This is a genomic window from Paenibacillus sp. p3-SID1389, from assembly GCF_025151705.1.
Lineage (GTDB): Bacteria > Bacillota > Bacilli > Paenibacillales > Paenibacillaceae > Fontibacillus > Fontibacillus phoenicis.
The window spans coordinates 17,469-29,399 of record NZ_JALXVO010000052.1; the positions used below are offsets into that span (position 1 = coordinate 17,469).

11 protein-coding genes and 2 pseudogenes are annotated in these 11,931 nt (G+C 52.3%); 10 read left to right on the forward strand and 3 right to left on the reverse strand.

Features of this window, described 5'->3' with window-relative positions; translation table 11 throughout:
• The first annotated feature begins 263 nt into the window (after nucleotides 1-263).
• The 3 genes and pseudogenes from acsA to M3G15_RS17660 all read left to right on the forward strand — a co-directional run.
• Nucleotides 264-1,988 (forward strand): acetate--CoA ligase, encoded by a 1,725-nt coding sequence (gene acsA, locus M3G15_RS17655; protein ID WP_260071632.1) that lies wholly within the window; start codon nucleotides 264-266, stop codon nucleotides 1,986-1,988.
• A gap of 722 nt (nucleotides 1,989-2,710) precedes the next feature.
• Entirely contained in the window at nucleotides 2,711-2,773 is a 63-nt protein-coding gene (locus M3G15_RS21715; protein WP_371859541.1) for a hypothetical protein, read from the forward strand.
• Nucleotides 2,748-2,873 (forward strand): annotated as a pseudogene (locus M3G15_RS17660) (IS630 family transposase); the annotation flags it as partial. The gene M3G15_RS21715 and the pseudogene M3G15_RS17660, both read left to right, overlap by 26 nt.
• 18 nt (nucleotides 2,874-2,891) lie before the next feature.
• Here the strand turns inward: M3G15_RS17660 and M3G15_RS17665 are convergent.
• Nucleotides 2,892-3,094, reverse strand: a pseudogene (locus M3G15_RS17665) (DUF423 domain-containing protein); the annotation flags it as partial.
• A gap of 175 nt (nucleotides 3,095-3,269) precedes the next feature.
• Here M3G15_RS17665 and M3G15_RS17670 point away from each other — a divergent pair.
• The 7 genes from M3G15_RS17670 (at nucleotide 3,270) to M3G15_RS17700 (ending at nucleotide 10,002) form a co-directional block, all read left to right on the forward strand.
• Nucleotides 3,270-4,397, forward strand: a complete 1,128-nt coding sequence (locus tag M3G15_RS17670) for an ABC transporter substrate-binding protein (RefSeq protein ID WP_028539448.1) — start codon at nucleotides 3,270-3,272, stop codon at nucleotides 4,395-4,397.
• Between the two features lie 69 nt (nucleotides 4,398-4,466).
• Nucleotides 4,467-5,339, forward strand: a complete 873-nt coding sequence (locus M3G15_RS17675; protein WP_028539447.1) for a branched-chain amino acid ABC transporter permease — start codon at nucleotides 4,467-4,469, stop codon at nucleotides 5,337-5,339.
• A 9-nt stretch (nucleotides 5,340-5,348) separates the two neighbouring features.
• The gene (locus M3G15_RS17680) at nucleotides 5,349-6,308 is read left to right on the forward strand and encodes a branched-chain amino acid ABC transporter permease (protein WP_028539446.1); all 960 of its coding nucleotides are present in this window, start codon (nucleotides 5,349-5,351) and stop codon (nucleotides 6,306-6,308) included.
• Nucleotides 6,308-7,087 (forward strand): ABC transporter ATP-binding protein, encoded by a 780-nt coding sequence (locus M3G15_RS17685; protein ID WP_028539445.1) that lies wholly within the window; start codon nucleotides 6,308-6,310, stop codon nucleotides 7,085-7,087. Before M3G15_RS17680 ends, M3G15_RS17685 begins: the two co-directional genes overlap by 1 nt.
• A gap of 35 nt (nucleotides 7,088-7,122) precedes the next feature.
• Nucleotides 7,123-7,836, forward strand: coding sequence for an ABC transporter ATP-binding protein (locus M3G15_RS17690; protein ID WP_028539444.1), 714 nt, complete (start codon nucleotides 7,123-7,125; stop codon nucleotides 7,834-7,836).
• 368 nt (nucleotides 7,837-8,204) lie between these two features.
• On the forward strand, nucleotides 8,205-8,780 hold the full coding sequence (locus tag M3G15_RS17695; RefSeq protein WP_028539443.1) for an L-2-amino-thiazoline-4-carboxylic acid hydrolase: 576 nt from the start codon (nucleotides 8,205-8,207) through the stop codon (nucleotides 8,778-8,780).
• Nucleotides 8,770-10,002: a Zn-dependent hydrolase gene (locus M3G15_RS17700; RefSeq protein ID WP_260071633.1), complete on the forward strand. Its 1,233-nt coding sequence runs from the start codon at nucleotides 8,770-8,772 to the stop codon at nucleotides 10,000-10,002. Before M3G15_RS17695 ends, M3G15_RS17700 begins: the two co-directional genes overlap by 11 nt.
• Before the next feature lie 64 nt (nucleotides 10,003-10,066).
• Here the strand turns inward: M3G15_RS17700 and M3G15_RS17705 are convergent, their stop codons facing one another.
• On the reverse strand, nucleotides 10,067-10,264 hold the full coding sequence (locus M3G15_RS17705) for a hypothetical protein (protein WP_260071634.1): 198 nt from the start codon (nucleotides 10,262-10,264) through the stop codon (nucleotides 10,067-10,069).
• Between the two features lie 267 nt (nucleotides 10,265-10,531).
• Nucleotides 10,532-11,320: an IclR family transcriptional regulator gene (locus M3G15_RS17710; protein ID WP_009225218.1), complete on the reverse strand. Its 789-nt coding sequence runs from the start codon at nucleotides 11,318-11,320 to the stop codon at nucleotides 10,532-10,534.
• Nucleotides 11,321-11,931 lie beyond the last annotated feature (611 nt).

Sequence of the window (11,931 nt, forward strand, 5' to 3'; positions counted from 1 at the left end):
AAATGAAAAGTGTAGCCTGTGCGCGAAAACGTGTGCTATAATGTTCTCCGACATAAAATTTTCACATTTTCAGTCCGCTGATGTGATCGTTGTCCTCGAAAACCACCTCAATCGTTTAAGTTCTGTCGTTGCTTTTTCGATCAAAACGGATGCCCTCACCCATGACGCTGAACAAAGCTTTCAACTTACGTTGCTATGTATCCGTTTTCATAAACTTTGATCTATTGCTTGGAGATTTCCAAAGATTAAGGGAGGATGAAACGATGAGTCAACTGCAAGGGGAAGTCATTTCATCGGGCGTTCCGTCGTCCAATATGGGCAACTACGAAGAGGCGTATAAGAACTTTAAGTGGGAGGATGTCGAGAAGAAGTTCTCCTGGTACGTCACTGGCAAAGTCAACATGGCTTACGAGGCGATCGACCGCCATGTCGATGCGGGCAAGGGCTCGCGCGTAGCGCTGTTGTTCAGCGATCCGACACGCGAGGAGTCGTATACGTACGAGGACATGCAGGGGCTGACGAACCGATTTGCTAACGTGCTGCGCAAATACGGAATCACGAAGGGGGATCGGGTCTTCGTCTTTATGCCGCGGACGCCGGAGCTCTATGTGAGTGTATTGGGCACGCTTAAAGTTGGTGCGGTTGTTGGTCCGTTGTTTGAGGCGTTTATGGAAACGGCGGTCAAGGATCGCTTGGAGGACAGCGGCGCGGTTGTGCTCGTCACGACGTCGGCGTTGCTGCCGCGGGTGAAGCGTGAAGAGCTGCCAACGCTGCGGACGATCATCGTTGTAGGCGACGATGTGAAGGCTGGGGACGGTATTGTAGATTATAAGGCGGAGATGGAAGCCGCATCCCCTAAGGTTGAAATCGAGTGGGTGAACCGCGAAGATGGCTTAATTTTGCATTATACGTCGGGTTCAACCGGCAAACCTAAAGGCGTTTACCATGTGCATAACGCAATGATTCAGCATTATCATACCGGCAATGTCGTGTTGGACCTGAAAGAAGACGACATTTACTGGTGTACGGCGGACCCTGGATGGGTAACCGGCACATCTTACGGTATTTTTGCCCCGTGGCTGCATGGGGTGACCAACGTCGTGCGCGGCGGTCGCTTCAGCCCGGCGGATTGGTACGAAACGATTCAGAAGTACAAAGTCACCGTTTGGTACAGCGCGCCTACTGCGTTCCGGATGCTGATGGGTGCAGGACAGGATATCATTAAGCAATATGATCTGTCGTCGCTGCGTCACGTATTGTCGGTCGGTGAGCCGTTAAATCCAGAAGTTGTTCGCTGGGGGATGAAGGTGTACAACCGGCGCATCCACGACACCTGGTGGATGACGGAAACGGGCGGCCAGCTCATCTGCAACTATCCGTCGATGCCAATCAAACCGGGGTCTATGGGCAGACCGGTGCCGGGCATTCAGGCGGCGATTATCGACGATAATGGGAAGGAGTTGCCGCCGTATCGGATGGGGAACCTGGCGATTCGCACCCCATGGCCGTCGGTGATGCGGCTCATCTGGAACAACGCGCCGAAGTATGAGGAGTATTTCCGCATCCCGGGCTGGTATATTTCCGGCGATACGGCCTACATGGACGAGGACGGGTACTTCTGGTTCCAGGGCCGGATCGACGACGTGATCAACTCCTCCGGCGAACGGATTGGTCCGTTTGAGGTCGAGAGCAAGCTCGTTGAGCACCCAGCTGTCGCGGAAGCAGGGGTTATCGGCAAGCCGGATCCGGTGCGCGGAGAGATCATCAAGGCGTTTATCTCGCTGCGCGAGGGCTTCACACCGTCCGAGGAACTGAAGGCGGAAATCGTCAAATTCGTCAAGGAAGGGCTGTCCGCCCACGCCGCTCCGCGCGAAATCGAATTCAAAGACAAACTGCCCAAGACCCGCTCCGGCAAGATCATGCGCCGTGTGCTCAAAGCCTGGGAGCTCAACCTCCCAGCCGGCGATTTGTCGACGATTGAGGATTAAGGATAGAAATAGAAAGTCCCTTCAAGCTGAGGCTTGAGGGGACTTTTGTGTTTGAGAAGGAGAGGGGATTCGCTCTTGGGTTGGGTTCGGTTGGGGGCGCGACCTCTCTCGACGAAACAGAAATATATATGAAAAATCGAATATATTCGCTCAAATATGGCTGATTTGGCCCAATCTATATGAAATTTCATATAGAATCGCCCCCTTGAAGCCCAAAACTTGAGATTTTATATGAAAAATCGAATATATTTCCGCCAATCGAGTGGTTTGCAGTGAATTATGTTCGAAAAATCATATATATTTTGACGAGTTTTGTTTCCTACAAATGCTGGTGTTTAATAATTGAATTGCAAAATATTTATTCAATAGCAAATTTCTCCTACATAGATTCATTTGGATGGCAGATCATCTCAACCCCCGAAACGATTAAATTCCACGAGATTTATTGCAACGACCAGTTGGTCGGGATCGTTTCCGGTGACCAAAGCAAATTTACGGCAACGGGGTTGGCACCGGCAACTACATACGCATTTATGATCAGGGTGCATGGCGCAGGGGCAGGACAATTCCTTTTCAGATTATAGCGAGGCCTTATCATCTTCATCACTTCAGCAAGCACTTACACCACTGACTCCACCCACTCAGCTTAGATCAGAAGTCCAATCGGATACGACGATTAATTGAAATTTGGTTATATCTATTCGCTTCGTGGTGTCTCGAAAATGATGCATCGTCAAGAGCTGAGCTATACGAAATCGACATACACCTTTACTCAACCTTGTTGAAGGTCTATGAAAATGGCTGAAATCCGATGTGATTAACAATGTGTTCTACCATACCGTTGCCGGGATCCGAAGTAATGTTCAGCAGTTTATGGACGAAATCATGTCCCTGGAATGCCTGTATGACCACCAGCAGCCAACCCGTGAGAAAGCAGAGGCCGCCAAGCGGCGTAATGGCCCCCAGTTTCCGGATGCCGGTCAAGCTTATGCATACAAGCTCCCAGAGAAGAGCACGATTCCTGCGAACAGAAGCCAACCGGCTGTTACGATCAGCGAAGCATTGTCGAGCTGGCTGGAAAGAAGGCTGAGCAGCAGCCCGAGACTACAATCATCCAGATCATTCAATATGGCACTAAGGGCATTTGCAGCCTGCTGTATTATTTGACATTATCGAAACTTATATGACTATACAAAAATTTGTGTTGCAATTTCAAAACGATTCATTATAATAAAGCCATACTTAACTCATAGGATTAATTCATCTTTAAGGGGGATTACAATGAAACGATTTTTATCCGCACTTGCGATCACCGGCTTGGCAGCAGGGCTGCTGAGCGGATGTGGAGCAAGCGACGATTCCCAAGCTAACAGGGATACGATCCGGATCGGTCTAGCAGCACCGATCTCAGGCACGCAGGCCCAATATGGAACAGCATTCAAGAACGGCGCCGAGCTGGCGGCTGCACAGATCAATGAGGCTGGCGGCATTGACGGCAAGCAAATCGAAATTGTAATTCAGGATGACAAGGGAGATTCGAACGAAGCGGTGAACGTCGCCAATAAATTCGTAACCGACAAGAGCATTCTAGGCGTGGTCGGCCATTTCAACAGCTCGGCGACGCTGGCAACGGCACCGATATACAACAAGAACAAAATTGTTCAAGTATCGCCTTCTTCCAGCGCTCCTGCTGTGACGAATGCCGGGGAATATACCTTCCGCGTTATTACGACCGATGCGTTCCAGGCCGACTACCTAGCCGGCTGGTCGAAGGAACTGGGCTACGGCAAGGTAGCTCTCATCTATGAACAATCTGACTTCGGACTCGGGCTGCTTGATGTTTACCAGCAATCGGCGCCGGAGAACGGCATCGAGGTTGTGGCTGCTGAGGCTTTCAATCCGGGCGATAAGGACTTCAGCACCGTGCTAACCAAGATCAAGGAGAAGCAGCCGGACGCCATCTTTATCGGCGGTTTCTATAATGAAGCGGCGCTGATCGCCCAGCAGGCGAAGAAGCTGAACCTGGACGTTGATTTCATCGGTGTCGACAGCCTGTATTCTGAAGCGCTGCTTGATCTGGGCAAGGAATCTGTGGAAGGCTTCAAGCTGATCGGATTCTTCTATCCGGGCGGCGACAATGCCGAAGCGACCCGATTTAATGAGGAGTACCAGGCCAAGTACAACAGCAAGCCGGATACGTATGCTGCTTACTCGTACGTGGCAACCTCGGTCATTATCAAGGCGATCCAGGAGCAGGGCGCAGATCGTGAAGCAATCAAGTCTTACCTGGAAACACTGAAAGATTACAACAGCGCCACGGGCGTTATCAGTTTTGATGAGAATGGGGACGTTATTACAGAGCCGTCCCGGCTGACGATTAAGGACGGCAAATTTGAACTTTATAAATAATAGTCATTACGTGAACCTGGAACAGGAAAGCTCGTTTTCCTGTTCCTCGGCTTTGAAGGGGTGTTACGCATGTTCCTCCAGCAATTGACCAACGGGCTGACCATCGGTGTCATTTATGCCTTGATCGCACTCGGATATACGATGGTGTACGGCATACTGAAAATCGTTAACTTTGCGCATGGCGACATCTTTATGATCGGCAGTTTTCTGGGACTCTTTTTTATGCAGGAATTTCAGCTTCCTTTATATCTCGCTTTCTTATTATCCGCTGCCGTTACGGCGGGAATTGGCATGCTTATCGAGCGGCTCGCCTACCGGCCGCTGCGTCTGGCGGACCGGATCGTGCCGCTGATCAGCGCTCTCGGTGTGTCCACGCTCCTGGTCAGCCTGGCGCAGAAATTGTGGGGGACGGAGATGCATCCTTTCCCGACCGCTTTTGGCAGCCGGACTTACACATTCGGAAGCATCACATTTTCTGAAATCCAAATTTTGATATTGCTGCTGTCCATCTTGCTGATGCTGGGTCTGCAACTGTTCGTAACCCGGACCAAAACAGGGACGGCGATGCGGGCGACCTCGATGAGCTTGACCAACGCCGCACTGATGGGGATCAATACGAACCGGATGATCAGCCTTGCCTTCGCCATCGGCTCTTCGCTGGCAGCATGCGCCGGCATTATGGTCGGCATTTATTACAACGCGGTTTATCCGACGATGGGGTATATGGCAGGAATTAACGCATTTACGGCTGCGGTACTCGGAGGAATCGGAAACATCCCGGGCGCGATGCTGGGCGGCGTGCTGCTTGGTCTCGTCGAAACGCTCGGCGGCGCTTATATTTCGACCCAATACAAGAGCGTTATCTCATTTTCAATTTTGATCATTGTACTGCTGATCAGACCTTCGGGCATCCTTGGCAGCAAAGAGATCAACAAGGTATAGGTGATAGGTATGAACAAGAAAGCGGCCATGGCCGCCGCGGCTGTGCTGGCCATTGTCCTTCCGATTGTGCTTCAGCTGGTCAATGATTATTTGCTGCATGTTGTCATTATGATCGGTATTTTTTCCATGCTGTCCTTGAGCCTTAACGTCATTATCGGGTATGCGGGGCAGTTTGCGCTTGGGCATGCGGCCTTCTACGGGATCGGCGCGTATGCCGCTGCGCTGCTGATGCTGCATTTCCATCTGTCCTTCTGGATCGCGCTTCCCGCCTCGGCTGCCATTGCCGGGCTGTTCGGCTTCTTGCTTGGCAGTCCTGTCATCCGGCTGCGGGGGGACTATTTAGGGATCGTGACCCTCGGCTTCGGAGAAATTGTCCGGCTTATTTTTGTCGGCTGGGTCGATCTGACCCGTGGCCCGATGGGCCTGCCGGGCATTCCGGCGCCTTCGCTCTTCGGCTTTGTGTTCAGGGACAAGCTGGAGTTTTACTACTTGATTCTGCTGCTGGTGCTGATCACTTATGTTGTCATCCATAGACTGGTGCATTCGGGCGTCGGCCTCAGCCTGCTGACGGTACGCGAAGATGAAACGCTGGCTCAATCGGTCGGCATCCGTCCGAATTATTACAAGCTGCTGGCCTTTACCGTCGGGGGATTTTTCGCCGGTGCCGCCGGTGCATTTTGGGCGACCTATATTTCGTATGTCAGTCCAGATGCATTCCGGTATTTGGATTCTGTGAATATCCTTGCGATGGTCATATTAGGGGGAGCTGCAAGTCTGCCGGGCTCTGTGCTTGGTGCGGTCATTCTGGTGGCGGCACCCGAAATCTTGAGATATGTGAGCGATTATCGAATGATTCTGCTTGGCCTGGCCATCGTGCTAATGATGATATTCAAGCCTTCGGGATTCTGGGGCGAGCAATACCGGAAACGTAACTTTTACGGAAACGTGAAGAAGGTTGGGAACAAATGATGGAGAAGGTACTCGAACTGAACAACGTGTCGGTGAATTTCGGAGGCCTGACGGCTTTGAGCGACATTAACCTGGAGGTACGCCGCGGCGAGATTTTATCGATTATCGGCCCGAACGGGGCGGGAAAAACGACCCTGTTCAATCTGCTTACGGGCATCTATCGCCCGACCTCTGGCACGATTCGCTACAAGGATGCCGTGATTAACAAGCTCAAGCCCTACCGGAGAGTAGAGCTCGGTCTGGCAAGAACTTTTCAGAATACGAGACTGATCAAGAACATGACGGTGCTGGAGAACGTGCTGGTTGCCCATGCCGAGTGTAATAAAGAAGGGATGTTCTCGGCCATTTTCAAATCCCGGGCGGCACTCCAGCGCAGACGTGAGGCGATTGTGCAGGACTGTGTGGAGAAGCTGGCCATCGTCGGTCTGGAGCACAAGCTGGATATACTCGCAGGCGGTCTGCCATACGGTGAGCAGCGACTGCTTGAAATCGCCCGCGCGCTCGCGACTGGCTGCGAGGTGCTGCTGCTGGATGAGCCGGCGGCCGGAATGAACGCTGTCGAGAAGGCCGAGCTGATTCAGAAAATCAAGCGTCTGTCCAGCCAGTACAGCATCGAGATTATACTGATTGAGCATGACATGGGCCTGGTGATGGACATTTCCGATCGCATCGTTGTCCTGAATTATGGGGTGAAGATTGCGGAGGGAAGTCCGTCGCAGATTCAGAACGACCCGAATGTTATCGAGGCATATCTGGGCGGGGAGGTCGAGGAACGATGACGGAGAGACAACATGCCGGCCAGAAGGGACTAAAGATGCTGGAAATCCAGGGATTGCAGGTGAATTATGGCGTCATTCAGGCGGTGAAGCAGCTGAATCTGGATATATTCAGCGGAGAAATTGTGGCGCTGATTGGAACGAACGGTTCCGGCAAAACAACGACGCTGCGCAGCATTTCCGGCTTGATCAAACGTGCGGAGGGAAGCATCCGGTTTGAAGGACGGGACATCACCAAGCTGGAGCCCCATCGCATTGTGGAGCTGGGCATTTCCCAGGTTCCCGAGGGGCGCGGCGTGTTTCCCGATCTGACCGTGCTGGAGAATTTGCGGCTTGGCGCTTATGTTCGGCGCGACAAGGCCGAGATTGCCGCCGATATTCAAAAAATGTACGGGCTGTTTCCGCGGCTGGAGGAACGGCAGAAGCAGCTGGCCGGAACGATGAGCGGCGGCGAGCAGCAGATGCTGGCGATTGCCCGCGCATTGATGGCCAGACCGAAGCTGCTGCTGCTGGATGAGCCGTCCATGGGACTGGCTCCCCTGATCGTGAAGGAGATTTTTGCCGCCATCCGGCAAATTAACGAAGAGGGCGTGTCCGTCCTGTTGGTAGAGCAGAATGCCCGCATGGCGCTGGCAACGGCTCATCGGGGCTATGTGATGGAGACGGGCCGGATCGTCGTGCATGGCGCAGCGGCGGACTTGAGAAACAACAACGTTGTCAAATCTGTGTACTTGGGGACGACAAAACATTAAGCTTGCAACTATATAACTTAACTTTTATCAGCACCTAAGTCAGCTTGAGCCTTTGTAGGACATAAATACTCGCTATTGCTGTATGCTTTGCACAATATCCCGTTTGATCAGGCAACAAGGAGACCGACAAACTCGGAAGAAGGACATTTCTTTGCATATGGAAGCAGCTCTCCAAGATGCGAGATCAATGGCGCGCCGGGAATGAGACACGAGAATCAAAGATGAGACACGAGTATCAAAGACAGGGGCGCCAGGAGAAGTGAAAAGACAGAGCTTGGCCTGCAACCTGATCATAAGGGATAATGGTGCTAAGGCTAAGGTAGAAGGTAGAGACACCGACACACTTTTGAACCTGGGAGGTATTCATAATGGGACAACAATCGACAGACAAGCAATCCAATACGACAATTGATCATGATGAAAGTCTGGAGCCGGTAGATCCGTATACTATTATGGCGAAACTGTTTGCTCATCTCTCGAAGGCGGTTGTTGACCGCTTCGGCGAAGAGGGCAAAGACGCCATTCGCGAAGGGGTTCGCACATTCGGTGAGGAGCGGGGCAGAGATATCGCCCGGCGTGCAGCTGCGGCTGGACAGCCCAACGACATTCACAGTTACCTGCCGAACTACGATATGGGGCGCAGCGATCTGTTTGAATATGTCACAGAGTATCATCCGCTAGAGATCGAGCAGAACTTTACCCGCTGCGCGTTTGGCGACCAGTGGAAGAAGGACGGCATGGAGGAGTACGGCATTCTGTACTGTCAAATGATCGATCCGGCCATTGCGAGAGGGTACAATCCGAACTTTGAAGTGGAGCATGATAAATATTTGCTCAAGGACGGGAACTGCCATTTCCGATTTAAAATGAATGAAGCAGACAACGAGAACAATACAGACGCCGATAAGAAGGAAAAGGCCGGAGGCGAGGGCGATGATCATTAATGCCGGACGCCTGTGGAAGCGGCTGATGGAGCTTGGCGAGATCGGCGCGCAGGAGAGCGGGGGAGTCACCCGCTTTTCGTTTACCGCCGAGGAGCGTGAGGCCAAGGAACAGGTTGCACGCTATATGAAGGAAGCGGGCCTTGCCGTGCGCGAGGATGCGGCAGGCAATCTGATCGGACGGCGGGAAGGAAGCGACCCGGCAGCGCCTGTTGTGCTGACAGGATCACATATCGATACGGTGCCGTCCGGGGGCAAGTTTGACGGTCCTTTGGGCGTGCTGGCCGCCATAGAGGCGCTTCAGACGATGCAGGAGCAGGGCATCGCTACCGCACATCCGATTGAGGTGATCGCCTTCACCGATGAGGAAGGCTCCCGATTCGGGTTCGGCATGATCGGCAGCCGCGCTGTCGCCGGCACCCTGCGTCCCGAAAATTTGAGACATGCGGATGCGGACGGCATTACGATTGCCGAGGCGATGAGGTCGGCCGGCCTGGCGCCTGAGCGGGTGCAGGAGGCGGCCAGAGAGCCGGATCAGGTCAAGGCATACGTCGAGCTTCATATTGAACAGGGGGTCGTGCTGGAGAGCCAGGGTCAGCCCGTCGGCCTCGTAACCGGAATTGCCGGACCGCTGTGGCAGCAGTTCACGATCAAAGGCCAGGCTGGTCATGCGGGCGCGACGCCGATGAACCTGCGCAGAGATCCGCTGCAGTCGGCAACGGAACTGATGAGCTACATCTATACGGAGACCCGGAAATTTCCGAATGCTGTCGCCACCGTGGGCAAAATTCAGGCCCAGCCCGGAGGCGTCAACGTTATACCGGGGCAGGTGCAGTTCTCGCTGGATCTGCGGGATGTGGGAGAGGCCGACCGGGATGTGCTGGAAGAGCGCATCCGGGATTACGCGGGCGAAGTGTGCCGAAAGCATGGCACGGAGCTCACCCTTGAGTTGCTGCAAAGAGTCGCGCCGGCTCCGAGCTCTCCGGAGGTAAAGGAAGCGATCGCTGCTGCCGGGAAGCTTGCCGGGCTGCCGGACCCTCTGCCGGAGCTGGTCAGCGGCGCCGGCCATGACGGGATGCAGTTTAGCGGCCTATGGCCGCTTGGGATGATCTTTGTGCGTTCCCGGAATGGAATCAGTCATCATCCGCAGGAGTGGAGCTCCAAGGAGGATTGCGGGCTGGGAGCCGAGGTGCTGTATCATGCTTTGCTGCTTCTCGCGAAGTAGATTCTCTATTCTGCCGTACCATCAAGACCTTTTGACCAGTCTGGCCGGAAGGTCTTTTTCAATGTTAACCGCCTTTAGCCGGCTCATGTACCGTCAGCAGCGAGGTGAGATCGTTGATCGGTGCGGTGATATGTTTGTTCTTGGATAATACAATCTGTGAATAAAATGGCTGCAGCTCTCCCCGAGCAACGGAGAAGCTGGATAGTGCATGCTGAATAAGCTGATCCTTGACGGCGATTTTAGGAATCAGCGCAATGCCCATGCCATAGATGACGCACTGCTTGCGCGACTGAAAGAACGAAGTTCGAGGTAATCGAGGGATCCAGCCCGCTGATTGCCAAGTATGAAGCGCTCCTGGAGCAGAACGGGATCAGCTTCGCCGGAATTGAATGTATTACCGACGCGGTAGGCAAAACCGATAACGTATGACATAAACACAAACACCAATTATAATCCGGACGCCGAGTCTCTGGCTGATGTATCCGGAATGCGGGAAATCGCAAGGGCTGCTTCTGCGCGTGTATGCTATTTATTCTGTAAAAGAATGAACACGGTACCCGAATTGGCCGGAGATCGCAGCTGCGGCTTCTAGCAGGTCGGCTCGAATCTCGCTCTCCTGCCCCTTGATTCGTGTGATCGAGCCCACTACACTGATCGTGCCGACGATGCGGTGTGAGGCATCCCGGATCGGAGCGGCGATACTGTAAGCGCCTGTTTCAATCTCTTCATTCTCAATTCCGAAGCCTTGCTCCCGAATTTGTTGCAGGTTGCTGAGGAGCTTTTTTTTGTCCGTAATGGTATGGTCGGTGAGCGCTGTCAGTTTGTTATTGCTCAGGAAATTTTGAAGTTCAGCCTCGGACATGTAGGCCAGGAACACTTTCCCTGAGGCAGAAGCATGGAGGGGCAGCTTATGGCCGGCTCTGGAACTGATGATGAAGTAATTGTTGGGCGATTCGACTTTATCCACGCAAAAAATCTGCTCATGCTGGTATATATATAAATGAGAGGTTTCGTGATATTTTTTTGTCAGGTCGGTTAAATAAGGATGTCCAATCTCCTTCAAATCCAGACTCTGTGATACCAGATTCGCCTTGAGCAAAAACTCCAGCCCCAGTCTGTATTTGCCATTGTCCGGATTTTTATCGATATATGAGTATGCGATTAACGTATTAATCAGGCCGTGTACCGTGCTGATGTTCAGATTCAGCTTCTGACTGATCTCCGTTAGCGACAGTTGGACGTGCAGGGAATCAAAGCAGTTGATGATATCCAGGGCGCGCTGGACGGATTGAATCATTCGAGGATTTTTTTGGCTCACAATAGGTGCCTCCTGTAAAAACAATAAATGGCTACAATACTATATTTCATTTATATTATGATCATGTCAATAGGACTTTGTTAATGTTGAATCGTTAAGCGGGATCAGTCAGATCCTGCTGACGCCAAGCGTATGGAGACATCGTTTTCGCGGTGCAATGACTTGGTTCAACCTGAGCCTAGAAGGCTTGCGCTTCACCAAATTCGTCGATGCGGATCGATTTGAATGTGGACTTAGTGGCCTATGAAATGAAATAGGACGTCGAAGAGCGCAGGAATACAAAAAAGAGCAGGCTAGCGCCGCCTTTAGGCGCAGTTTGGCAACAAGGGGTTATACCCCAAGAGCAAACCACCCGTTGGACGGGTGGTTATGATTTGAGGAGAGGGGTATACGCCTTTGGGTTGGGCTGGGCTGGGGGCGCGGCTCTGTCGCCGAAACGGAATTATATATGAAAAATCGAATATATTCGCTCAAATATGGCGGATTTGGCCCATTCTATATGAAATTTCATATATAATTGCTCCCTTGCAGCACTAGCCTTGCATCTAAAGTGACATGGTATTCAATTAATTGTTAATATTGGTTATATCAGCTTATTGGATTAAAATTTT

Bases quoted from the DNA above. Each gene is read 5' to 3' on its own strand.
- M3G15_RS17695 (WP_028539443.1), top strand. From the start codon at position 8,205: ATGGGACAACAATCGACAGACAAGCAATCCAATACGACAATTGATCAT.
- M3G15_RS17685 (WP_028539445.1), top strand. From the start codon at position 6,308: ATGGAGAAGGTACTCGAACTGAACAACGTGTCGGTGAATTTCGGAGGC.
- M3G15_RS17675 (WP_028539447.1), top strand. From the start codon at position 4,467: ATGTTCCTCCAGCAATTGACCAACGGGCTGACCATCGGTGTCATTTAT.
- acsA (WP_260071632.1), top strand. From the start codon at position 264: ATGAGTCAACTGCAAGGGGAAGTCATTTCATCGGGCGTTCCGTCGTCC.
- M3G15_RS17705 (WP_260071634.1), bottom strand. From the start codon at position 10,264: ATGGGCATTGCGCTGATTCCTAAAATCGCCGTCAAGGATCAGCTTATT.
- M3G15_RS17700 (WP_260071633.1), top strand. From the start codon at position 8,770: ATGATCATTAATGCCGGACGCCTGTGGAAGCGGCTGATGGAGCTTGGC.
- M3G15_RS17670 (WP_028539448.1), top strand. From the start codon at position 3,270: ATGAAACGATTTTTATCCGCACTTGCGATCACCGGCTTGGCAGCAGGG.
- M3G15_RS17680 (WP_028539446.1), top strand. From the start codon at position 5,349: ATGAACAAGAAAGCGGCCATGGCCGCCGCGGCTGTGCTGGCCATTGTC.
- M3G15_RS17690 (WP_028539444.1), top strand. From the start codon at position 7,123: ATGCTGGAAATCCAGGGATTGCAGGTGAATTATGGCGTCATTCAGGCG.